Here is a 23,425-nt window from a genome sequence, read left to right on the forward strand (position 1 = left end):
GAAACCCCTATCTTCGTCTAGCTTTTACGTCACTAATTATCTCTTCACAAATTATTTTTGCAGCATCAACAGGTGCTGATTTATAGCTTCCTTCTTCCATCTCCTCTAAAAGAGCGCCATCTGTTCTAAGAGCTTTTAATGCATTGAGCACCCTGAGCTCTACATCACCGTCTTCAGTGATAAGGACGGCCCCACCGTTATCAGCCACGGCTTTCGCATTGTAATATTGATGATCACCCGTTACATTTGGTGATGGAATAAAAATAGCTGCTCGTCCAGCCATAGTTACTTCTGCTGTTGAAAGTGCACCTGATCTACAGATGATTACGTTGCTTGCAGACAGCATCTTTGCCATCTCAGATATATATGGCATCAATCTGACATTTGCAGGTACTTCCTTGCCGCCAACTTTTAGTCTATTATCGACATGTTCATAATAGTCCTTTCCTGTGCCGAACAGGATAGTTACATTTCTATCATCTCCATATTTGTTTATTATCGCGAGGCCGATGTCGTTAATAGTTTCGGCACCTAAACTGCCTCCAAAAATCAAGACAACAAAATCATCCTGTGCGATGCCTAGTTCAGAACGGGCAAGGTCTCTGTCTTGCTCTCCAAATTCGTTTCTAACTGGATTCCCTGTATATACTACCTTCTCACTAGGGAAGTACTTCCTTGCTGCCTCAAACCCTAGAAACACTATTCTAGCATACTTAGAAAGTAGCTTGTTTGCGACACCAGGATAAGCGTTTTGCTCATGAATATAAACGGGAATCTTAAGGGCTTTAGCTGCGAGCACTACCGGTACACTTACAAAACTGCCCGTACTTACAACAAAATCAGGCTTAAACTGCTTCATTACGTTAATCGCCTGTCTCTTTCCCCATTCATTTTTGAAAAGTGTCTTAGCGAGCTTAAGAGGACTGCTTCTATCAAACCATCTGGAGTCTATATACTTTAGGTCATATCCGTATTTGGGTACGATATAGCGTTCCATACCCTCATCAGAACCGAGGTAAAGGAATTCTGCATCCCTATCGATTTCCTTGAATTGATCTGCAATCGCTAGTGCAGGATAAATATGTCCACCCGTGATTCCCCCAGTTAAAATTACTCTCATCTCTACTTCGCCCTTCCTTGCTTAGATATATTTAGCATTATGCCCATAGACGCCATGAACACCCATAACGATGTACCGCCATAACTAACGAATGGCAATGTAATGCCTGTTGCTGGCATAGATGCGGTTACAACAGCCACATTTACAATAACCTGCAGCCCAAGCATAATAGCAATTCCTGCAGCCATGAATAGCCCTAGCTTATCCTTGGCCTTAGATGAAACCATAATACATCTCCATATTAGAACAAGATATACAATCATCATTATAAAGATTCCTACGAAACCGAGTTCTTCACCTATTATCGCTAGGATAAAGTCATTCTGTGGCTCTGGTAGATATAGGTTCTTGGAGATACTATTTCCAAGACCTAACCCTTTGAATCCTCCATTTCCTAGTGCAATTATGGATTGTGAAACTTGATATCCCTCTCCTTGAGCATCCTTAAATGGATCCATCCAGTTTGTAAGTCTTGAGTACCAATGCGTGTGCCTAAAGAACAGCAGAATCGATACCATACCAACACCCAAGCTACCAAACGCAATGACAATGTATTTCCAAGCTAGCCCACCTACAAATAGAATACCAATCATAATGGCCACGATTACAATTGCTGTAGATAAGTTTGGCTGCTTGATAATCAAAGCTGCATGAACTGCCATAAGTGCTAATATAGTTGACATTCCGGTAATCCCTTGTTTTGCTTTATTAGGATGTTCCGCAAGGTATGTGGCAGTAAAGATGATCATGGCTAGCTTCGATATTTCACTCGGGGTAATTCTGATTGGTCCTATAAATATCCACCGCCTCGCGAAATTAACAGTTACTCCTAGAGGTGTGAAAAGAAGCAATAGCATCAATAAGCTGAACAGCGCAATCTGCTTATAATACTTAGAATACGAATGATAGTCTACTTTTGAAAAAACAAGCAGAATAGCAAAGCCTGATACAGCAAAAGCAACCTGTCTCTTCAGAAAGTAATATGCATCCGTTGATTTCGCAAGTGTAGAATAATAGCCCGCACTAAATACCATCACCACCCCGAACATGGTAAGCGCAGCAACCAGTAAAAGTATGGTAAAATCACTTTCCGTATACAAACTGCTCATCGCTCCTTTAAAGAACTTACGACTCGATGATAGCTTGCTAGTCCTAGCGGAAACTTCCGCTTTAGACTTGTTATTCTTTTTTGACTTTTTAATATTGCTTGGTTTCTTCAATTTTGGCTTCCCTCTATCCCAAACTTTAATGAACACTAACTACTATCTTAGCAGTTGATTTACACAGTTTTTAAAATGGTCACCGCGTTGCTCATAATTATCGTACATATCCCAACTTGCGCAAGCAGGTGATAATAGCACTTTGTCGCCTGATTCAGAGAGTTTATGCGCTCTCTTTACACAATCATTCATATCATTTTCATGGTAGATATTTGAGAATCCAGCAGCCCTAGCTGCCTTCTCAATCTCTTTTGCATCTCTACCTAGTAAAATAAGCGCTTTTACGCGACCAAGCAGGTTTTCGCCTAGCTCCGTAAAATCTTGTGCTTTTCCATCTCCGCCTGCAATCAAGATGATATCCCTCTCTAAGGCCTTTAACGCGATTATTGAAGCATCTACATTCGTTCCCTTTGAATCGTTATAAAACTTTACCCCATCGACAATACCGCAGTATTCTATTCTATGTTCAACACCAGGGAATTTCTTAAGTGCACCAGCGATGACAGCCGCATCAATACCAGCAAAAAACGAAATTGCAGCTGCAGCAAGAGCATTCTCTATGTTGTGGTTACCGATTATTTTAAGCTCATCCTTGCTACAGATCTGATGAACTATTCCATTTTCATCTCTGATTACTATATAGCTATCGTCTATATATGCCCCAAAGTCAAGCTCTTCTGTTCTGCTAAATGGTACTAGCCTTGCCTTCGTATTATCGCCAAGAGCAAGACATGCCTTATCATCATAGTTTATAACCATGTACTCATCAGAAGTCTGGTTCTTGCCTATCGCCGCCTTACAAGCACCATAAGCTTCCATACTACCGTGTCTATTAAGGTGATCCGGAGTAAAGTTAAGTATTGCGGATACTACAGGCTTGAATTTTGAAACTGTTTCAAGTTGAAAACTGCTAGTCTCGGTTATCATCCATTCATCATCTGTTGAATCCTGCACCTTTGAAATAGTAGCAACACCTATATTACCAACTACAGTGTACTTCCTGCCAGACTCCTCAAAAATTTTACCTACCAAACTTGTAGTCGTCGTCTTACCATTAGTTCCGGTAATCGCTACAAACTTACCATAAGATAGTCTATATGCCATCTCTAGTTCGCCAATTACTTCTACCCCATGGTTTCTTCCATCATTAAGGAATGAAAGATTAGGATTCACTCCCGGACTAAGCACGACGATGTCAAAACTGCCCATATGCTCTGGTGTTGATCCAAAATAATATTCTATACCCTCTCTATCTAGGAATGTTATGAATTTAGGGTCTATATTTTCTATTGTATTGATATCCTGTGCTGTTACTGTCGAGCCAAGAGCATGGAGCTCTTTTACAGCCGCCATCCCAGAGCGACCCATACCTACAACAAGGATTTTTTTATCGGAGACTTCTCTTCTGTATTCATCAACTGTATAACTCATAATCCACTCCTCACCAGTTCTAAGCAACTGAGAAATATGCAATTACACTCGAGCATATCGTTACGAGTGTAAATAGTTTTACTACGTTGTACTCTTTCATACCACCGAGTTCAAAATGGTGGTGAATAGGTGCCATGCGAAAGAACCTCTTTCCACCAGTCTTTCGGAAATATGCTACCTGAATAATAACTGAAAGAGATTCCAATACATATATAATTCCTGCAATAGGAAGCAGGAATTCAGTTTTACTTACTATGGCAATCGCAGAAAGGACACCTCCTAGAGCCATTGATCCTGTGTCGCCCATGAATATCTTGGCTGGGTACTTATTGAAAAATAAGAAACCAATCAGAGAGCCTGCAATAGCTAGTCCACTGACCGTTAGTATATATACATCGTGAGTGTACCCAACTACTGCAAAAAGGATTGCTACAACAAGCGTTACTGAAGACGCGAGACCATCAAGTCCATCGGACAGATTAACTCCGTTTGACATAGCGACTTCTGTCAAAATTACGAAAGGCATGAAAAGCAATCCGAAATTCACATATATATTGACAAACGGGATTAGCACATCCGTACCATTGCCACCAAGTATCATGTATAGCCCTATCCCAAGGCTAAGCAATACTTGCAGCAATATCTTCTGCTTTGCTGTTAGTCCTAGATTATTCTTCTTGGCAATTTTCTCAAAGTCATCAAGAAACCCTATAGCACCAAATACAAGCATAGTAAGGATTATTGCAAAGGTATCAGCTGCATCTCCGTTAGTGACTATCCCGGTGGCAAGCCCGGCGGCAATTCCAAGAACTATCATGACACCACCCATAGTTGGTGTCCCAGCCTTTTTTTTGTGTGCCTCCGGTCCTTCTTCTCGAATGAATTGGCCAAACTGCTTCTGTTTAAGAAATGGAATCAGAAGTTTGGTCCCCACCGTCGAAATGAGCAATGATACTATAAAAACAAATACAAGTGAAATATTCATATACCTCTTCCTTGCTAAATAATAGCTGAAATAACTTCTTCTAACTTCATACCGCGGGATGCCTTTACTAAAATTAAATCACCCTTATGAAGCATTGTGTTAATGTCCTTAATCGCCTCATTTTTATCTTTGTACGAGATCACTCTCGTCTTACTAGCTATATTATGCTCAGCTCCTATGAATGCTTCTTCCGCTGCACTAGCAATCGCCTCAGCATTTGATCCAATTGTTATTAGTAACTCTAGGCCAGCACCTGCAGCGTATGTTCCCACGCTTCTATGGAGCTCTACCGAATCATCACCAAGTTCAAACATGTCACCAAGTATCGCCACATGCCTTTCTGCTTTAGATGCCATAAGCATCTTGATTCCTGCTTTCATAGATTCCGGACTAGCATTGTATGCGTCGTTAATAATTGTTAGATTATCATGTCTATCAATCTCAAGGCGCCCTGATGAAAAATGCGTGTTAGCCAAAGCCAAAATCGCATCTTTCGGTCTGATACCGAGCCTGGTACCCGCAGCGACTGCAAGTGCAGCGTTACCGAGATTATGTGATCCAACTACTGGTATGGTGAGTTCGAATGTTCCGTCGTAATCTCCATCACCTGTTTGAACATCTAGTATACAACTAACACCATCTATCCCATCGTCTTTAATATCGTGGAATATAAAATTATCGTCATCTTTACTTCCTACTGTTAGGATTTCCGTGTCAGGAGGCACTATTTTGCTGACTTTCTGTCTAGTAAGCATGTCACAATCAGAATTTACGATAACAGTTTTTTTGTTATTAAAGTATTTCGTGATACCTAGCTTTTCAACAGATAAATTCTCACGCGTTCCGAATACTTCTAGGTGTGAAGTCCCCACATTTGTTACCACACCTATCTGCGGCCTAACAATATTAGCAAGTTCGCTGATGTGTACAGATTCTCCAGCTCCCATTTCGATAACAGCAGCTTCAATATCTTCTGCGAATCCAAACACTGTTAGCGGCACTCCATAATCGCTGTTAAGATTGCCTGGCGTCTTCCCAGTCTTGTATTTTGCAGAAAGTACTGCTCCCAGAAAATCTTTCGTACTCGTCTTGCCAACACTGCCTGTAACGGCAACTTTGATTAAATCATTCCAGTCTGCGATATACTGTTTTGCAAGCTGCATGAGCGCATCTCTGGTATTATTCACTAGGATTACCGTCATATCACCGGTTTCGGCAATCTTATTAGCCCAATCGGGATTGGAAACTACCGCTGCAAGACATCCACTTTCCTTAACTGCTGGTAGAAAGTCATGGCCATCATTTCTCTCACCTATAACAGCAAAAAATAGTGTTCCTGATTTCACCTGTCTTGAATCAATCGCAACGCTAGTGACCTCTTTCGAACCCGCGTCAGATATAAGCTTTGCACCGTGCATGGATTCAAGAATATATTTAATTCCTGTTTTCTTCATTAAACTAGTCCTTAATTATTCACTATAAATGTATACCGTGCCGCCTTTAGCAATCTTATCGCCTTTCTTAGGGTACTGATCGATTACAACGAATGAATCGCCAGTTCCTTCTGGCATCTTTTTAGACTTTAGACCTGCAGCAGTAATCTTGCTTATCGCCTCACTGCTATTAAGACCTGTAACATCAGGGACAGAAATCTCTGCTTTGGCTATGGCGCTCTTCTCGCTCTTCGAGTATTTACGCTCTATGCCCTTATACACAAGTGTCTTTTCGAGGATTTTCTTGACTATAGGACCGGCATTGGCTGCACCGTAACGGCTCTTCTTAGGTCTCGTTACCATAACGAGAATTGATACCTGAGGATTATCCATCGGTGCCATAGCTATAAACGAAGCTATGGTCTGTTCAGAGTATCCTGAATTCTCAGCGATATTTGCAGTACCCGTCTTGCCTCCGACCCTATATCCAGCTAGATATGCGCTTGTACCGCCACCATCTGATACGTAGTACTCCATGATAGAACGCATCTTATCGGCAGTAGACTTTGAAATTGTCTGTCTTAGACGTCTATTTTTAATTACTTTCTTAACCTTGCCATCAGGACCTATGATTTCCTTTACTACTTTAGGTTGCATCATTATTCCGTCATTACCAAGTGAATTTATAGCAGTCATCAGCTGGATTGGGGAAATAGCTATTCCATGTCCATATCCCATTGTGGCAAGATCAACGTTGCTCACATTATTCTTATTCTTAATTATTGGGTCAGCTTCTCCAGGCAAATCCACTCTCGTCTTCTGAGTAAACCCGAAGATATCTATATACTTGTAGAAGTTAATTTTCCCCATATCGAGGGCAACTCTAGCTAGTGCAGGGTTGCATGAATTTCCAACCGCTTCAGTGATATTTTGAGTTCCGTGTGGAACTGGACTCCAGCAATTCAATTTTGTTCCATCCACATTGATATATCCAGGACAACTATATCTAGACGAATCGGTTGTGGTTCCAGATTCGATAGCAGACGAAGATGTTATCAGCTTAAATGTCGATCCAGGCTCATAAAGCCCACTTACAGCTGGATTGGTCCACATTCTACTAAGGTAAGCACTCTTCTCCTTAGTACTGAGAGATTTAAACTTCTTCGCTTCATCACCTGACGGTGTGTATGGGTTGTTAGGATCATAGCTTGGAGTACTTGCCATAGCTAGTATGTCTCCTGTACGCGGGTCCATAACTATGCATGTAATTGACTCTGCTCCAGTGTCATCCATGCCCTCAGCAATTGCGTCTTCAACATAGTGCTGAATTACTTCATCTATCGACGTCACAAGGCTATCACCATTCTGAGGGGAATAATATTTGCTACTACCTACAGAAAGCGCATTGCCATATATATCAGTCGTTCTAACCACTCGCCCTTTGATTCCGGCAAGTTTCTCATTATATTGATATTCCAGGCCGTTAAGTCCAGTATTTTTGCTGTCTACCGACCCAAGGAGTGTAGATGCAAATGTACCATTAGGATATGATCTAGTAACTTTTGTCTTTACTACAATATCATCTCCCCATTCTTTCTGAGCCTTATTGACTTGACTTTGATCAAGCCCTTTTGCAAGTAAGACTAGATTATCTTTGCCTGAAAGCTTTTTCTTCATTTCCTTACGGCTATCGCCAGATAGTTTAGATAAGTCACGTAGATTTTTCTCTTTCGTAGCACTATCCAAACCCTTTTTCTTATACAGGTTAAGCGAATATCCGTAAAGTTCGTACTTTGTGACTGTCTGAGCTAGAACTTTTTTATTCCTGTCATAAATATTACCTCTTACGGGATCAAGTTCTGTATCTATCTTCTGCATTTCAGCAGCTTTTGCATTTAGATCATCAGCCTTAATAACCTGCCAGAATGCTAGGCGAAATATCAGAATCGTAAAGCATACTACGATTGCTAGAAACCCAAAACCAAGTCTGCTTTTATTTTCAGCAGTTACCGCGGTACTTACAGCCTTGCGATTAGCGGTATTGGTAGTTGTTCTGGTCACCTTGCCTTTACCTGAAGCCTTCTTATTCTTTTTATCTAAAGGATTGTGGAACTTAGCCATCAAATTCTCCTAATTATTCTCTAAATTATCCGCAACACTACAATCTACATTATATACCATATCTAGTCGTTTTTTGTATATTTACTGTACATATATTTGAAAAAAGCCACCGATCCAATTTAGGATCAGTGGCATTATAATCAATTGAACTATTTATTCATAAGCTTCATCCTTGATTGCCGATGCTAGGTTTGTCTTGCTAGAAGATTTTGAATCTCCAATAGTTATACAATTCTGCGACTCAGAATGTACCATTCCGTATTTCTCAGTTGCAATCTTCTCAATTTTATTAATATTGCTTGCATCGTTTATCTTTGTGTTCAGTGAATCAACCTCTGCTTGAATATAGTCATTTTTCTTCTGTAGCTGGTTGTTCTCTTGATTGAGATTTGCCGCAAATGCGGACATAACCACCATCATTAGACACATGATTCCCGCAATAATAACTATAGCAAGCATCCTCGAATTCTGCTTTGCTCTTGTGCTACGATTGATATTGCTAGAGCTCCTTCTTTCAACGCGAACTCCACCATTCATTGTCCCTGCTACGTTAGTCGCAACCTGCATTTCCTTCTTCTCCCTTACTGAATACCCTTAAATTTTTTCGATAACCCTTAGCTTGGCGCTTCTTGCTCTCGGATTCTCCTCAAGCTCTTGTTCGCTTGCTACTATTGGTTTTCTCGTAACCTTTCTTACATCTGCCACTTTGCCACATACACACACAGGTAGTTCTGGCGGACATGTGCATGGATTTACTCTCTTGTTAAATGCATCCTTTACTATTCTGTCCTCTAGCGAATGAAATGTTATAACAGACATTCTTCCGCCAGGTGCTAACAGCTCAGGAAGTTTCTCCATCGCTAGCTTTAGATGTTCTAGCTCTCCATTTACCTCTATCCTTATCGCTTGAAATGTTCTCTTTGCCGGATGAGGTCCTGTTCGTCTTGCTGAGGCTGGAATAGCAGCCTTTATAATATCTACCAGTTGTCCCGTGGTCTCTATATATTTTTCATCTCTCGCCTTAACTATGAACTTAGCTATGCGTGACGCCCAACGTTCTTCGCCGTACTCCTTGATAATTCGAAAAAGCTCGGCTTCTGAATATTCATTTACAACGGTCGCTGCTGTGAACATATCATCTTCATTCATACGCATATCCATAGGGGCATCGTGCATGTACGAAAACCCTCGCTCTGCTGTATCCAGTTGATAAGAGGAAACCCCTAAATCCAAAAGTATCCCATCAACTTTACAAATTTCAGTTCTTATCTTGTCGACATCACTATAATTTGCATGAATAAACGTCTTCTTACAACTGAACTTACTCAGCCTCTCCATCGCGGTTTCAAGCGCAACACTGTCTCTATCAACCGCCACCAGGCGGCCGTCCGCACTGAGTTTCTCGCAGATTCCTGAAGAGTGACCAGCTCCTCCAACTGTGCCATCCATATAAGTTCCATTCACTTTTATATTGAGCGAATCGATAACCTCATTGAATAAAACTGGCACATGTTCAAACGTCATCATCTCTCCTACAGTCCATACTCAGCTAATTTCGCTATGAAATCTTCATCATCCATAGGATTATCATCCTCGTTTTCATTGAAGATTTCCTTACTCCAAACCTCTATCTTATCCATAGCCCCAAGGGTTACTAAATCTTTATCTATCCTTGCATAACTCTTGAGGTTGGCAGGAACTATCACGCGTCCCTGTGAATCAAGCTTACATTCACTTGCCTGTGAAAATAATTTCCTTATGAACTCTCGTATAGCTGGATCTGACTGTCTAAGTTCCTTTAATTTCTCTACTAACAGTCCCCAATCTTCCATCGTATAGATGTAGATGCAGCGGTCATACCCTCTTGATAGAACGCACTCCCCGCCAAGCTGGTTTCTGTACTTTGCCGGAATGATTAACCGGTTCTTGCTGTCTATTGAATTTTCATAAGTCCCGGTAAACATATCTTCCCTCTTTGCACACAAATTCTATTTTTTATATTTGCTTCTCCATTTTAAACCACTTCTCTCCACAATTCAACACTTTATTGGTATTTTTATGTATTTTTCAGTAATCTCACTGATTTTTTTCATAAAAAAGAAGACTGTTCAAAGTCCAGTCTTCCATCATAAATTCATTTAATACTCTATAATAAAATGAGCAAAAATATACTTTTAGATAATAACTTTTTTAAGTCCTACGGCTGCCTCAAGATTTAACATTCCATCTGCTTCTGTATAAAAATATATTAGCTTTTCCGCCCTATAATCCATTTCGCCAGGATCCACAGCATCACTGCGATAAACCTTAAACTCGCTACCCAGCGGTGCTTCGTGAACGTACCTAAGATTAATCGATGTAATGAAATACTTTTCTGCATCATCAATATTATCGTACAGCTTTGATGCATATACAGTATTATTCATATGCATATTAATGTCTATCATCGACATCGCCACCTTAGAACTCTCAACCTCTTGAAACTTTAGTTCTTTAGGAATTCTAAACCTCCTTGGAATCGAGAGTTCCGGAGCCTCATCCATCGAATAGGTACCCATATCATAATCTTTGCTAGCTATAAGCTTTCCCGTAACGGTATCAACTAGAGCCCAGTTGCAGATGGCTTTTGCAACCAACTGACCACCTTTATACATTTCATAGCCACGCGGAAAATTTGCACCTTTACCAGGAATAATCCACGTTTCTACGTCCACGTCGGAATACTTTTCAACTGGTCTAAACACCTCAATACTCATTCGGCTTACCACAAAAGCTTTATGCTCTTTGTTATATAGCTCATCGTATGCTACCGCCTCTTCTCTCATCTGTCTATCACCAGATTCCTGAAGAAGCTGCATAAGCTGCATCGGTTTAAGCGCACCATGTAGGTCGACTTCATACGATCTGATATTATAATGTGCCTTGAATCTCATATAAGTCCCCTTTTCTACTCTACAGTTGAATTATTTGCCCTGTCATAAATGATGAGCTGTTTGATGCAAGCTGCCTAGTTGCATCTGCAACATGTGTTCCCACATCCTCTACATTCTCATATATAATAGCATTGACGTTAATATTTGCATCATTCAGCGATTTAGAGAGAGATATTGTCAACCCCCTAATATACGATTCGAGTATATCGCATGCGAACCCTGAGTTCTCATTCTTTGCGGCTGTTATTATAATACTGCCACAGCGTCGATTCAGAAACGGTCTGAGAGCTCTAATCGTATAGAAGAGTCCATCAATCTCTGCAATCACCATGTTACGCCATTTATCACCATCCATATTGTCGAAGCTAGTATTGTCAGAAATATCAATATTAAACACAAGCACATCAAACTCATCATCGAAATATCCTCTTAGTACTTCAAGTGCTGACCACAGCGAATCAAGTTTAGATATTTTACACCTAATATTAAGTGCGCTTACCTCTTTACTAAGAGCAATGGCCTTGTCGTATGAATTGCTGTAAAAGAAAGCTGTAGATGCACCGTGCGATGCAAAGCTTCTCACTAGCATCTCACCACAAGCATTTACACCATCTGTTATAAGAACGCGTTTGCCCTTTCTCATGTTTTAGACCTCCAACACTACTGCTTATGAACATTTTTAATGTTATCACTTACCCCACACAACATCAAGAGACCGCTACATGCTTCTGCAAGTAGCGGTCCCTAATATATTCAAATATGTGTTATCTCTAGACTCTACCGAATCAACTATTTCCAGAAGTCCGTCTCATCATGTATTCCGATATCTGAAGCGATAAAATGTGGATCAAGACCAGCATGCTTCTGTTTCCTGTAGTCATTCAAGCATCTAACAGCAGTTCCACCTAGGAATAAAATTACCGGCATGTTAGTAATTACCATAAATCCTTGTGCCATATCAGCCATATTCCACACGAGATCAGCCTGCGACACAGCACCCACATATATGAGCACAATAGCAATACATCTAAACACAAGTGCTTCCTGTCTCTTGAGATTTCTCTTCAGTACAAATGCCAGGCACCCTTCGCAATATGAGTAGTTTCCAATTAGCGTAGTAAAAGCAAAGAAGAACATCGATATAGCGATAAATATAGGTCCGAAATTGCCGAGTGTCGAATGAATAGCAGCTTGTACGTATCCCGCAGCGTTTGCAGCATCTCCATCAACATATTTCTGAGGATCTACATCCGTAATTAAGCATAGGAATGCAGTTGTTGAACAGATAAGTAGCGTATCGATAAATACCGACAGCATCTGAACAAGTCCCTGCTTTACAGGGTGAGATACATCTGCTGTAGCGGCGGCATTAGGCGCAGATCCCATACCTGCTTCGTTAGAATATAGCCCCCTCTTTACACCAAACATTATGCAAGACCCCGTGAACCCACCGAAGATTGCTTTGAAATCAAAAGCATTTGCAAAAATAAGATGGAACATATGAGGAACATTCTTGACGTTCATGAGAATAACCACAAGCGCAACACCAACATAGATGACTCCCATTACCGGTACAAGTATCTTTGTTACATCTGATAACCTCTTTGCACCACCTATTACTATCGCTCCAAACGCAAGTGCAAGGATTACCCCGATAACTTTTGGTGAATTCTGATTATAGAAACTGAAGGTACTAAATGTTGACTGCAGATTATAAGCGGCTAACATATTATAGCCGACTGCATATGTAAATATTATGATTATAGAGAAGAATACTCCGAGCGCCTTTCCGAGGCCTTTGAACCTAATCGCATCTCGCATATAGTATGCCGGTCCGCCGTAGCTAGAACCATCGCTGTTTTTCTTCTTGTAAATCTGAGCAAGCGTAGACTCAACAAATGCCGACGCTCCACCAAAAATGGCAGTAATCCACATCCAGAAGATCGAACCGGCACCGCCAAGGATAATAGCTGTAGCAACACCGATGATATTACCGGTGCCGACTCTAGATGCAGTGGAAACCATGAGCGCGCCGAATGACGAAATACCGTTTTCACTCTTAGGTTTCTCAGATACAACTTTAATTGAATCCTTAAACATGCTTATCTGCATGAATCTGGTGCGAATTGTAAAGTACAATCCACCAGCAAGGAGTAGCAGTGGCACAATCCAAGGCTTATATAGCACATCACTTATCATGAGCACTATATTGTTAATAGCATTTTCCATATTTTTTCTCCCTAATAATAAGTCCGCATAGTAGTAACGTATAAAGTAAAAGTATTTTAGTACAAAAAGTTGATGCACGATTCCCCTAATAATCATGCATCAATGTGAAAATTATACCACACTACAAATAATGTGTCTATTATTTGTATATCATTTTAAATGGCATTACCTATGATTCTAGCTTTGTAATTAGCTGCACTTTAGCTTCCCTTGTCATCTTTTTTATGTGCCACTCTCTGCTCATCGCTTCGTTTCTGTTATCAAACTCCTCGTAATACACTAAGTCTACAGGGACACGTATACTAGTGTATTTTGCACCATTTCCACTATTGTGAGTATCAATTCTTTTAGCTAGATTTACCGTCCATCCCGTGTATAAAGTACCATCATCGCAAAGCAATATATATGTGTAGAAACCGTCTTTTTCAGGCGCTTTTAGCTTTTTAAACATTTCTACATGTGAAGATTTATAATTATTAATCATAAAATTACCCATTAATCTTTTTCATCGCTGTTAGAACATCATCCATATGACCATGATTACCGCCTTTGTTATAGCAGCCCAATGTAATGACTATATACTTTTTGCCATTCTTTTCCGCTAATACAGCTATGCTCTTACCAGCTTCTCTTGTATATCCAAACTTACCACCGATAACCTTAAAACTTTTAATCTTATGCTTATTAAATGCTGAAATAACGTCATTTGATAGTTTTATGCCATCAGGGTGACGCTCAGTCTTTGTCGATACATAAGTCGGCGTAGTGAAAATTTTGTAATAATCTTTATCCGATAGCGATTCCTTGAGTAATTTCGCAACGTCTGAAGCAGTCGAGTACTCCCCTCTCTTATAAACACCATCCGGTGTCTCGTAATGCGTATTAGAAAGCCCTATTACACTTGCTTCATCATTCATTTCACTTACAAAATGGTTTATATTACCCCCCATCATGCTAGCTATAGAATTTGCACACGCGCCATCAGATTGCATAATCATCGCATAGAAGAGATCATTTAAATCGGTGCTCTCATCCACATCATAACCCACCATAAACTCTTTTTGCCGCTTGACAATTTTAACCGCTTCTTCACTCACTTGCCCGCTATCATCAAGGACAAGCCCCTTACTTCGCATAATTATGAGAGCTTTTCGGCAGGTCATCAGCTTAGTCAGCGATGCTATAGGCAGCTTCTTATTGCCGTTAACGTCAATCTCTACTTTGCCGTCAGTCAAGTTGTATACATATACACTTTTGCTATTATAGATATCTTTGCTTCTGCTACGGCACTCTCCAGTTCCTCTATCAGAGATAAAAAACCACATTAAAGAAACTATTGCAACCACAACGATTGCAATAGTCATCCATATGTAAATTCTTTTTCTTTTATTCTTATTCTTATTATCGTATCTAGTTTCCAATATACCTTCTTACTAAAATTCTTACAGAAAGCATGATGCTAATTCAAACCAGCTTCCGAGATAGCTAAATACTTTTATAGCATCTCAAGAAAAGCAGTAATTCTGGTATTAAGCTGCCCTACATCTGCCTTAGAATAATCCGTTTCTACGCTAAGGTACGGAATCCCCTTCTCCTCTGTTACGAATTTTCCTATCGATTTAGATTCAATATTATATGTCAGACAGGCAGTAAGTGACATATCAATAACTCCGTCTACATTATACTGATCGATTAGTCTCCCTAGCAGTTCATACCTATTCTCATTTGGCGTCATCACTGAACATCCAATCTTAAGATATCTATCTGCTATCGCTCCTATTATATCATCAGCCTCTGCATCCACAAGTCTATCAAAATTCTTGTACCCAGAACAATTCTCGTAACATACAACAACGCCACCATTATTTTCTATGGCATTCACGACCTTCATAGTTCCACTACCCATCGGACATCCTGTTATTAAAATTCTAGAACGCTTATCTAACATATTGCCATGATTGTATTCATCTTCTATTCGATTAGTCAGGGCATTAAGTGATCCGATAAGTTCTTCTTTATCGAATTTAAAGGTGCTGCCATATACAGCATTGAATAGATTTTCTCCTGTAATAGGTGCTGGATCATGTATCATCACTTCAGAGATCTTTCTCTGTGCATCTCTCTCCCTATTCTTGAGCCTTGCAGCATCTCGAAGCTTATCTTCTGTAATTTCAACACCAAACTTTTCTTCCAAATACTTGATAAACTTAACTACTTCTGCACGCCACAGTTTCCTACCTTCTTCGTCCTGACTATTAGGAAGATTCATTAGGTAAAGTTCCTTAAAATCAGACATGAGCTCATACATTTTCTTCTTACCATCGCAAGTCGTTTCACCTACAACTACGTCGGAAAAATGGAAATAAGGACACTTATCAGATTTTGCAAATCCATAGCTCGCCTTAATTAGCGGACATAGGTTTGCAGGCAAATCTTTTTCGGCATCAGGAATAGCTTCATCCGACATAGAACATAGACCTATAGGCGCTGCCCCTGCTGCCATAGCAACTTCCTGCGGAAAATATGTGCAGTATGCACCTATAACCGGTGTACCCGACTCCTTGATTTCTTTAACGCTTAAGAATGAGTTCCTTCTCTGTTCCGAGAACTCCTCAAATACCTCCGGTAATTCCTTAATAATTTCCATATCTACTCTCCACCTACTCTTTAAGTATCAAAATTCGTGTTGCATGCGATAAATCATTTTACTAGCACTAATGCACTCTTAAAATAATTATATCAGTTCACTTTAGAGGATTTTACACCTGGCCATGCATAAATTCAATCTCATAAATGCGTATTTTACAGCACTTCTAGGATTATAAGCCTTTTTTATATCGCCAGTTATTATTTTTTATTTTTCAATAATTAGTATCAGGATATCCCATTATTAAGTATTTATTAAATTGCACACAACCTACTATGAAGAACGGTTTTTAAATGCTATATTTACAGATAATAAATGTACTCATTACGAGATTAGGAGAATTAATAATGGACAGTTCAAAACTACAAAAACTGAAAGTCTTGTCTGGTGCACAGCTCAAGTATATAGCATTTATTTCAATGCTGATAGATCATACAAACAAAGCTCTTATATACCCGAATCTTACGGGAGGAAAACTGAATGTCTTAAGCGATGTATTTGATATACTAGGTAGAATTGCCTTCCCTATATTTGCCTTTCTACTTGTAGAGGGTTATTTCAAAACACGAAATAAATGGCGATACCTCGGAACACTCCTATTGTTCGGAGCTATTTCTGAGGTGCCCTTCGACATGTTTACAAGCGCAGAATTCTACGAAAAGAATTGGAGCAACGTGATGTTTACGCTTGCACTCATGCTTATAACAATCTGGATTATAGATATACTTAAGGAAAAGATGAAGTCTATACATATGGCTTTTTGGTACCTCGCATCTCTTTTCGTCATCCTAGCAGGCATCGCTCTCTCCTTGTACTTCAGTGTCGACTATGACTACCACGGAATCCTGATTGCATACTTTTTCTATTTATTCCACGGGAGAGAGTTACTGGCAATTCCATTCTGTTTTGTTTCGATGATCAAGGAACCATGGGCACTACTTGGATATGGATTCGTTCTCACTTATAACGGAGAACGCGGAAAGCAGTATAAGCTTTTGAACTATTTATTCTATCCTGTACACCTACTAATACTGGGGATAATTAGAATGAAATTGGGAATATAAATTATTTTCTAGCACTGTATTTTAACAATATATAAATGCATGGTGCATAGTTATCTAAAACATGTCATCTTTAATTCAAGAAAATAAAATGCTAAAGGCCTGATTCTAGGAATCAGACCTTTTTGCATGTGCGAAATATGGAGTTAGGAATATTTCGACCTGTGTTAGTATGTGGCCAGCACCCATCAGTTTGGGGCGCATGCCTTTGAAGCGATGTCCTAGCTGCAATATTCTAATGGATATCGCTATTACTCTACCTATTTTATGTAAATTAATTCTATGGTATGGAATTATTCTAGTGTCAAGTGATTATTTGTATTTTTTATGCTACTTATCGCAAAAAAAATTATATTTTTTGCAGTTTTGAAACGTCATATTCAAATAAACATTTGGATATGATAAATAAAATATTTGGATATTGAAAAACCTTGGATTACACCAAGGTTTTCCATATCACTACAATCTGTTTTTATCTAGCCTATCTTTGTCTGAAGCTCTATTACCACGTGGAGTTCTCCTGCTCTTTTAAATCTGCTTGCAATAATACCTCTTACCGGATTTATTGCAATCTTTTCACCGTAGCGATCATAGGCGTTCTTGCGGAACCTATCGATTGCCGACATATCAAACTTTTTAACACATCCAATATTTTCAAGTGAACACAGGTACATTCCCTCTGGCTCATACTCGCATCCATGAGGCAAATCTATAGATAGCTCATCTATATAGTTTTTTGATATATCTGCATACCACGACTGTTTATCGTCGATTGAATTAAATCCATAATCCACAAATGGATTTACGCAATCTGAGAACAATACATCACTGGTGGATGAATCAAGTTCTATGGGCCCAAATTCCCCACCAATACTATCCACAACGTGGTACCTGTAGCGACCAGGCATACTCTTTGTCCAATAACTACCTATGCTTTGATTGCTCGCTTCATATCTAGCTTTGAGTTCTTCTATGCGTTTTAAAAGCGTGGTGCCAAAGCTTAATTCACCCTTAAGTTCATTATAATATCTATCCAGATAACACGACATATTGTGTTCATAATCACCCTGCCGCATCGCCTCGATTTCTCTAATGCTCAGATTAAGATTTTTGTGCTGAATTGTATCAAGTAGCTCAAAAACCGCCATATTGTCATAGGTGCGGTAATTGTTGCTTTCATTGCGCTCCGAGACAATCACGCCTCTTTTCTCATAGTAGCGAATCATATCTCTGGATAAGTGCAAGAAATTAGCTACTTCTCCGATTGTGTACTTCATATCCCCACCCTATTAACCTTTGGCATGATTATATCGTATAGATGGGAGTTCGATGTGAATTGTTTTTATTATGTGCAAGGAGGTTAAAAGCTATTTGAATTTATAGAGTATTTTTTAAGTATATAATTAAATTTATTATTTTCATTAAAAAATAAGCTTATATTTTTTAATGACGTGTTATATATCTGTACTATTTTTAAATTAGAGAGGTGATTTGCTCGATAACCCTAAATCAAAAAGTAAGAGATTTACTTAAATGTCTCAATATAAGTCGACCGACTTTACAAAAGAGGTTGAAAGTTATAGATAAACAACAACTTAGCATCATTTTAAATCATTATTTTGCCGGTATAATCTCAATCCAATATCCGTCTGGATCTTCGATAAAATATATTCCCATCCCCTCATTAACAAAGACAATGCAATCTAACTCCTCATGAAGTTTAACAGAAGCTTCGATATCATCAGTAGTCATTGCAAGATGATACTCGAGTTCTCCTAGTTCATATGGCTCCTTGCGGTCGTGTAAATACGTGAGTTCCAGCTGAAAATCGGTTTTACCGTCACCAAGATAAACTAAAGTAAAGTTGTCGCCATGGTTTTCTCTAACTGGCTTTAGTCCAAGCGCCTTATCGTAAAACTCAAGGCTACGATCTAAATCTAAAACGTTGAAGTTAAAATGGTTAAAAGTAAACATGTTTTCTCCTTTAAATTGAATAGAATACAAATTCAATTGTATTAATGATTTCCTAGAGCATCTTTTAAACTAGGAATTCGTTTGATACCATTTGAAGTTGATTTAGTTAATTCGATTTCTTTCATACTTAAATAAAATTTTTCTGTATTATATCATATAACTCAATATACATGGGACTACTATGGCGGCTGCAGTTCGTCTTTCGCTTCGCTTAATCTCACTGACCGCCTCTGTATTTGACCTGCCTCGCCTCTGCCTTCACTTCGTTCGGCAATTGTCGGGCTAGGTCATAATCGAACCTCACGGGAGCCCATGGTTTCTCGTCCCTTCATTGTTGCTTTTATGCCTTAATACTGGTATTATTCAACCACGTTAAAGCTAATTTAAAAGAAGGAGTGCACTTCATTATGGAAATTGGCGAAAAAATAAAGTTTTTACGCATGAGACAAGGAATGACACTTGAGGAATTAGGCTCAAGAGTGGGTGTGGGAAAAAGTACGGTCAGAAAATGGGAAACAGGTCAAATAGCTAACATGAGACGCGACAAGATTGCAAGTTTGGCAGACGCACTTAATGTATCGCCCTCATACCTTATTGGTTGGGAAGATGAAAACAATGTTTATATGGATATGAAAAATAACAGCGGTATTGCATCTGACAATATTGGTAATATAGATAAATTACTGTACTGTAAAAAGGGGGGCATGAAAATTGGTGAAAGAATTAAAAGTCGTAGAATTGAATTAAACATTACACAAGATGAGCTAGCACGCAGGCTTGGTTATTCTGATAAATCTTCGATTTCAAGAATAGAAAATAGTTCAAAACTAACGCTTAATAAGGTGCAACTATTGGCAGACGCACTCAATGTATCCCCCTCATGCCTTATGGGGTGGGAAGATAAAAATAATGTTGATATGGATATGAGAAACAACAGCGGTACTATATCTAATAGCATAGGTTTTGATTCAAGCGAATCAAACAATACATACACAACAACTAATAACTACTATTCTGCCCCATGTTCACAAAATGAAACGACCGTAACTAAAGATATAAAGGCAACAATTACAAGTAAAGAATTGTTCTATGAAATGTTAATGGTATTAAAAGACATGGACGATGAACAGTTAAATGATATGATACGTTATGGCGAGTTTATAAAGGCTAGATAGGTGCACATATCATGTATATAGAACAAGTCAGTAAAAACAAGTTTCGTGTTAAGCTCTCTCAAACAATAAATGGGAAGTGAAAAAAACACGAAACTTTTAACACAACAAAGAAAAAAGAAGCCGTGAAAATGGTCCAATCATGGGAATAAGAAATACTATCAAATGGTTCTAGCAAATAAACCGCACATAGCCTTATATTGGCTGTATGGGACAATATAATTAAGAATAACTCCTATACCATTGACGGATATAATGCTTGTAGAAGACGAATATTTTACAATATGGACGATATAAATGCCAGTGACTTATCTCCTAGATTTATACAATAATAGTTTGTTTAAAAACATCAAAAATAGTCACGAAAAAGTCACGTAATAAATAAAAAGAACCTTGCAACCGCTGAAATTGCAAGGTTCTTTTGGCGGAGGACATGGGACTCGAACCCACGGGGCTGTTACGCCTTACCTGATTTCCAATCAGGCTCCTTAGCCACTCGGTCAATCCTCCACACGCGGCTAACGCAATCATATTCAAATCATGCCTAACTAGATTAACACAAACGGAATCTAAACGCAAGCCGTTATTATATTCACGTGTATGGTATTATGTAAATACACAGAAAGGAGTATCAAATGCACGAGCTTATAGAACTAATAAAATCTGATATGAAGCCTGCACTAGGTGTAACTGAACCAGGTGCTATAGCTTTTGCTGTTTCCACGGCTTGTTCGTACCTTAGCGGCGAGGTAGAGAGCATCGAGCTTAGACTTAATAGCGGTATATACAAGAATGCTTTTACCTGTGGTATTCCGAGCAGTCCTCACGTAGGTAACCTATATGCTGCCGCACTAGGTGCAATCGCAGCCGACCCTTCTATGGGGCTCGAGTGTCTTTCGTCAGTCACTCCTGCTGATAATAAAGCCGCTGAGAAGATGATTGCCGACGACCGTATTAAAGTTGTTTTATCGGAAATTAGTAGCTGTATACACATCGAAGTAGTTGCCCGCTGCGGCGATGAATACGCCGAGGTAATTATTTGGGATAGCCATACCAATATTACGTGCATAAAGCACAACGGCAAAATTGTAGAGGGCAATGATTTACCTGCTTATGAACAGTCTGAATCTGCTGAACCACCGATAATTCACAAGTACACTCTTCAAGATTTTGTCAACCTAGTTAACGAAGTCTCATTTGAAGACATAGTGTTTATTAAGGAGGCTTACACAGTTAATCTCAATCTTTATGATTTGGCCATGGCGAGTGACCGCACGACTTTTGCAAAATCGCTATATAAAAATAACGGAAATAAAACTATCAGTGATAACGCTGTCGATACAGCAAGTTTATTATGCAATGCTGCGATTGAGGCGAGAGTGCTAGGACTTGATGCTCCAGCGATGAGCATTACTGGATCTGGTGCACATGGAATCATAGCTACACTTCCTCTATATGGCTACTGTAAAATCCATAATATCGAAGAGGAGAAACTTATCCGAGCAACCGCTCTCAGCTATCTAGTCTGTACATATATAAAAGAATATTCTGGGAAGCTATCTGCATTTTGCGGATGCGCTATCGCTGCTGGAAGTGGCATGGCTTCTGCGCTTGTATACCTTGACGGTGGTGATACTGAAGCGATATCTAGATGCCTTAACAACATGGCGAGTAGCATCACTGGGATGATTTGTGACGGAGGAAACCATGGATGTGTTATGAAGGGTGTCTCAGCTGTAGATACGGCTTTTCGTTCAAAAGACTTTGCAATGTCTGGTATATGCATAGAAAACCTACACGGCATCAATGGTTCAACTCCTGAAGAAACTATGCGTAATATGGGATTAATCGCCTCACCCGGCATGGTCAAAACAGAAGAGACTATCTTAGATATAATGAAATCAAAGCTGCAATCATAAGCATAATTAATAATCTAATCATTATTGCAATCATAAGCATAATGACAAAGCGGACGGCGCTGCCGTCCGCTTTTTTTATTTAACTTCGAAATCGATTCAAAAGTTTACTATTCGTAAATCTTGTACTCCTTTGTCTCGAGAGCTCTGAGTGCACCATCAGCAAGAGACTTCATCTCTTCCTCGCCAGGGAATCTTAGAACTGGAGCAACCTTACCTACGTATGAAGTGATTTCCTCACAGAATCTATCACTATAAGCCATTCCACCGGTGTACACAATTGCATCTACATCGAAGTGAAGAACAGCAGACATAGCGCCGATATCCTTAGATAGCTGGTAAGCAATAGCTCTGAATGCACCTAAGCATTCCTTATCTCCTTCGTCAAATGCCTTGTTCTCTACTGTACGGAAATCCTTAGTTCCTGTGTATGAGAATACACCCGCCTCATGACCGATGATTTTCTTTACTTCAGCCTTAGTCTTTCCAGAGAAGCATAGGTTAACGAGAGCATTTGCAGGAAGAGCACCACCTCTATCCATACCCATAGAACCATCGTCCTTTACGTTGTATACATCTACAACTCTGCCCTTCTTGTGAGCTGCAACAGATACTCCACCTCCGAGGTGAACTACAACTAGGTTGAGGTCTTCATAAGCCTTTCCTATTTCCTTTGCTGCCTTTCTAGCAACTGACTTCTGGTTAAGCGCATGGAAGAAGCTCTGTCTCTCCATACCCTTTAGTCCAGAGTATCTAGCAACATCATCAAGCTCGTCTACGCAAACAGGATCAACGAAGAAAGCAGGAATGCCAACTTTATCACCTAGTTCTTTTGCTAGATACGCTCCGAGGTTAGCCGCATGCTCACCATAAGGTGGGTTCTTAATATCTCTGATAACTGCATCGTTAACGAGATAAGTCCCAGATGGGATATGCTTGAATAGTCCACCACGACCGCAAATTGCGTCAAAATCTTCCAGTTTGTAGCCTTCAGCATCGAGCGTCTTCATTATTACGTCGCGACGGAATGGCATCTGATCTACGATGTTTGCATACTTGTCCATCTCAGCTGCATCGTGGTCAATACCTACGCGCATAAGCTCCTGATCATTCTCGTATACAGCAATCTTTGTGGATGTTGCTCCAGGGTTGATTACAAGAATCTTCATGTTACCAATTTCTC

At 39.6% G+C, this 23,425-nt stretch carries 21 protein-coding genes and 1 tRNA gene; 3 read left to right on the forward strand and 19 right to left on the reverse strand.

Annotated elements, in window-relative coordinates; all coding sequences use genetic code 11:
* Positions 1-7: 7 nt before the first annotated feature.
* From murG to Q7O90_RS01875, 15 genes are all read right to left on the reverse strand, one after another.
* Entirely contained in the window at positions 8-1,120 is a 1,113-nt protein-coding gene (murG, locus tag Q7O90_RS01805; protein ID WP_304126726.1) for an undecaprenyldiphospho-muramoylpentapeptide beta-N-acetylglucosaminyltransferase, read from the reverse strand.
* 2 nt (positions 1,121-1,122) lie between these two features.
* Positions 1,123-2,340: a putative lipid II flippase FtsW gene (gene ftsW / locus Q7O90_RS01810; protein ID WP_304126729.1), complete on the reverse strand. Its 1,218-nt coding sequence runs from the start codon at positions 2,338-2,340 to the stop codon at positions 1,123-1,125.
* A 42-nt stretch (positions 2,341-2,382) separates the two neighbouring features.
* Positions 2,383-3,771 carry a UDP-N-acetylmuramoyl-L-alanine--D-glutamate ligase gene (gene murD, locus Q7O90_RS01815; RefSeq protein WP_304126732.1) on the reverse strand — a complete coding sequence of 463 codons (1,389 nt, stop codon included), beginning with the start codon at positions 3,769-3,771 and terminating at the stop codon, positions 2,383-2,385.
* A gap of 19 nt (positions 3,772-3,790) precedes the next feature.
* Positions 3,791-4,756 carry a phospho-N-acetylmuramoyl-pentapeptide-transferase gene (gene mraY, locus Q7O90_RS01820; RefSeq protein ID WP_304126733.1) on the reverse strand — a complete coding sequence of 322 codons (966 nt, stop codon included), beginning with the start codon at positions 4,754-4,756 and terminating at the stop codon, positions 3,791-3,793.
* A gap of 14 nt (positions 4,757-4,770) precedes the next feature.
* Complete coding sequence (locus Q7O90_RS01825; RefSeq protein WP_304126736.1) at positions 4,771-6,210, reverse strand: UDP-N-acetylmuramoyl-tripeptide--D-alanyl-D-alanine ligase; 1,440 nt, start codon at positions 6,208-6,210, stop codon at positions 4,771-4,773.
* A 15-nt stretch (positions 6,211-6,225) separates the two neighbouring features.
* Positions 6,226-8,310, reverse strand: a complete 2,085-nt coding sequence (locus Q7O90_RS01830) for a penicillin-binding transpeptidase domain-containing protein (RefSeq protein ID WP_304126740.1) — start codon at positions 8,308-8,310, stop codon at positions 6,226-6,228.
* A 153-nt stretch (positions 8,311-8,463) separates the two neighbouring features.
* Positions 8,464-8,877 carry an FtsB family cell division protein gene (locus Q7O90_RS01835; RefSeq protein WP_304126742.1) on the reverse strand — a complete coding sequence of 138 codons (414 nt, stop codon included), beginning with the start codon at positions 8,875-8,877 and terminating at the stop codon, positions 8,464-8,466.
* Positions 8,878-8,904: 27 nt separating this feature from the next.
* Positions 8,905-9,834: a 16S rRNA (cytosine(1402)-N(4))-methyltransferase RsmH gene (gene rsmH, locus Q7O90_RS01840; RefSeq protein WP_304126745.1), complete on the reverse strand. Its 930-nt coding sequence runs from the start codon at positions 9,832-9,834 to the stop codon at positions 8,905-8,907.
* Between the two features lie 8 nt (positions 9,835-9,842).
* Entirely contained in the window at positions 9,843-10,274 is a 432-nt protein-coding gene (gene mraZ, locus Q7O90_RS01845) for a division/cell wall cluster transcriptional repressor MraZ (RefSeq protein WP_106056592.1), read from the reverse strand.
* Positions 10,275-10,484: 210 nt separating this feature from the next.
* Entirely contained in the window at positions 10,485-11,243 is a 759-nt protein-coding gene (locus tag Q7O90_RS01850) for an acyl-[acyl-carrier-protein] thioesterase (protein ID WP_304126749.1), read from the reverse strand.
* A gap of 19 nt (positions 11,244-11,262) precedes the next feature.
* A complete protein-coding gene (locus tag Q7O90_RS01855) occupies positions 11,263-11,886 on the reverse strand; it encodes an SDR family oxidoreductase (RefSeq protein WP_304126751.1) in 624 nt (207 codons plus the stop codon).
* Between the two features lie 146 nt (positions 11,887-12,032).
* Positions 12,033-13,472, reverse strand: a complete 1,440-nt coding sequence (locus Q7O90_RS01860; protein WP_304126753.1) for an alanine/glycine:cation symporter family protein — start codon at positions 13,470-13,472, stop codon at positions 12,033-12,035.
* Positions 13,473-13,641: 169 nt separating this feature from the next.
* On the reverse strand, positions 13,642-13,956 hold the full coding sequence (locus Q7O90_RS01865) for a GIY-YIG nuclease family protein (RefSeq protein ID WP_330667025.1): 315 nt from the start codon (positions 13,954-13,956) through the stop codon (positions 13,642-13,644).
* Positions 13,957-13,960: 4 nt separating this feature from the next.
* Positions 13,961-14,893 (reverse strand): D-alanyl-D-alanine carboxypeptidase family protein, encoded by a 933-nt coding sequence (locus Q7O90_RS01870; protein WP_304126757.1) that lies wholly within the window; start codon positions 14,891-14,893, stop codon positions 13,961-13,963.
* A 74-nt stretch (positions 14,894-14,967) separates the two neighbouring features.
* A complete protein-coding gene (locus tag Q7O90_RS01875; RefSeq protein ID WP_304126760.1) occupies positions 14,968-16,119 on the reverse strand; it encodes a double-cubane-cluster-containing anaerobic reductase in 1,152 nt (383 codons plus the stop codon).
* A gap of 347 nt (positions 16,120-16,466) precedes the next feature.
* Here Q7O90_RS01875 and Q7O90_RS01880 point away from each other — a divergent pair, with 347 nt between their 5' ends.
* The gene (locus Q7O90_RS01880; RefSeq protein WP_273135493.1) at positions 16,467-17,183 is read left to right on the forward strand and encodes a TraX family protein; all 717 of its coding nucleotides are present in this window, start codon (positions 16,467-16,469) and stop codon (positions 17,181-17,183) included.
* Positions 17,184-17,656: 473 nt separating this feature from the next.
* On the opposite strand, the gene Q7O90_RS01885 is transcribed toward Q7O90_RS01880, so the two are convergent.
* Together Q7O90_RS01885 and Q7O90_RS01890 are read right to left on the reverse strand one after the other, a co-directional pair.
* Positions 17,657-18,457, reverse strand: coding sequence for a MerR family transcriptional regulator (locus tag Q7O90_RS01885; protein WP_304126765.1), 801 nt, complete (start codon positions 18,455-18,457; stop codon positions 17,657-17,659).
* 337 nt (positions 18,458-18,794) lie between these two features.
* Entirely contained in the window at positions 18,795-19,154 is a 360-nt protein-coding gene (locus Q7O90_RS01890; protein ID WP_273451995.1) for a VOC family protein, read from the reverse strand.
* 407 nt (positions 19,155-19,561) lie between these two features.
* On the opposite strand from Q7O90_RS01890, the gene Q7O90_RS01895 reads away from it, so the two are divergent.
* A complete protein-coding gene (locus Q7O90_RS01895; protein ID WP_304126771.1) occupies positions 19,562-20,329 on the forward strand; it encodes a helix-turn-helix domain-containing protein in 768 nt (255 codons plus the stop codon).
* Between the two features lie 419 nt (positions 20,330-20,748).
* Here the strand turns inward: Q7O90_RS01895 and Q7O90_RS01900 are convergent.
* Positions 20,749-20,836 (reverse strand) — tRNA-Ser (locus Q7O90_RS01900).
* A gap of 125 nt (positions 20,837-20,961) precedes the next feature.
* On the opposite strand from Q7O90_RS01900, the gene Q7O90_RS01905 reads away from it, so the two are divergent.
* Positions 20,962-22,245 (forward strand): L-cysteine desulfidase family protein, encoded by a 1,284-nt coding sequence (locus Q7O90_RS01905; RefSeq protein ID WP_304126774.1) that lies wholly within the window; start codon positions 20,962-20,964, stop codon positions 22,243-22,245.
* 107 nt (positions 22,246-22,352) lie between these two features.
* Here the strand turns inward: Q7O90_RS01905 and buk are convergent, their stop codons facing one another.
* Complete coding sequence (buk, locus tag Q7O90_RS01910) at positions 22,353-23,411, reverse strand: butyrate kinase (protein WP_106056574.1); 1,059 nt, start codon at positions 23,409-23,411, stop codon at positions 22,353-22,355.
* Positions 23,412-23,425 lie beyond the last annotated feature (14 nt).

Source organism: Mogibacterium diversum (assembly GCF_938028775.1).
GTDB lineage: Bacteria > Bacillota > Clostridia > Peptostreptococcales > Anaerovoracaceae > Mogibacterium > Mogibacterium diversum_A.

Bases quoted from the DNA above. Each gene is read 5' to 3' on its own strand.
- Q7O90_RS01830 (WP_304126740.1), bottom strand. From the start codon at position 8,310: ATGGCTAAGTTCCACAATCCTTTAGATAAAAAGAATAAGAAGGCTTCA.
- mraY (WP_304126733.1), bottom strand. From the start codon at position 4,756: ATGAATATTTCACTTGTATTTGTTTTTATAGTATCATTGCTCATTTCG.
- Q7O90_RS01825 (WP_304126736.1), bottom strand. From the start codon at position 6,210: ATGAAGAAAACAGGAATTAAATATATTCTTGAATCCATGCACGGTGCA.
- Q7O90_RS01865 (WP_330667025.1), bottom strand. From the start codon at position 13,956: ATGATTAATAATTATAAATCTTCACATGTAGAAATGTTTAAAAAGCTA.
- Q7O90_RS01875 (WP_304126760.1), bottom strand. From the start codon at position 16,119: ATGGAAATTATTAAGGAATTACCGGAGGTATTTGAGGAGTTCTCGGAA.
- murG (WP_304126726.1), bottom strand. From the start codon at position 1,120: ATGAGAGTAATTTTAACTGGGGGAATCACGGGTGGACATATTTATCCT.
- Q7O90_RS01860 (WP_304126753.1), bottom strand. From the start codon at position 13,472: ATGGAAAATGCTATTAACAATATAGTGCTCATGATAAGTGATGTGCTA.
- Q7O90_RS01905 (WP_304126774.1), top strand. From the start codon at position 20,962: ATGCACGAGCTTATAGAACTAATAAAATCTGATATGAAGCCTGCACTA.
- mraZ (WP_106056592.1), bottom strand. From the start codon at position 10,274: ATGTTTACCGGGACTTATGAAAATTCAATAGACAGCAAGAACCGGTTA.
- buk (WP_106056574.1), bottom strand. From the start codon at position 23,411: ATGAAGATTCTTGTAATCAACCCTGGAGCAACATCCACAAAGATTGCT.
- Q7O90_RS01885 (WP_304126765.1), bottom strand. From the start codon at position 18,457: ATGAAGTACACAATCGGAGAAGTAGCTAATTTCTTGCACTTATCCAGA.
- Q7O90_RS01835 (WP_304126742.1), bottom strand. From the start codon at position 8,877: ATGCAGGTTGCGACTAACGTAGCAGGGACAATGAATGGTGGAGTTCGC.
- Q7O90_RS01855 (WP_304126751.1), bottom strand. From the start codon at position 11,886: ATGAGAAAGGGCAAACGCGTTCTTATAACAGATGGTGTAAATGCTTGT.
- Q7O90_RS01895 (WP_304126771.1), top strand. From the start codon at position 19,562: ATGGAAATTGGCGAAAAAATAAAGTTTTTACGCATGAGACAAGGAATG.
- Q7O90_RS01890 (WP_273451995.1), bottom strand. From the start codon at position 19,154: ATGTTTACTTTTAACCATTTTAACTTCAACGTTTTAGATTTAGATCGT.
- murD (WP_304126732.1), bottom strand. From the start codon at position 3,771: ATGAGTTATACAGTTGATGAATACAGAAGAGAAGTCTCCGATAAAAAA.
- Q7O90_RS01850 (WP_304126749.1), bottom strand. From the start codon at position 11,243: ATGAGATTCAAGGCACATTATAATATCAGATCGTATGAAGTCGACCTA.
- rsmH (WP_304126745.1), bottom strand. From the start codon at position 9,834: ATGACGTTTGAACATGTGCCAGTTTTATTCAATGAGGTTATCGATTCG.
- Q7O90_RS01880 (WP_273135493.1), top strand. From the start codon at position 16,467: ATGGACAGTTCAAAACTACAAAAACTGAAAGTCTTGTCTGGTGCACAG.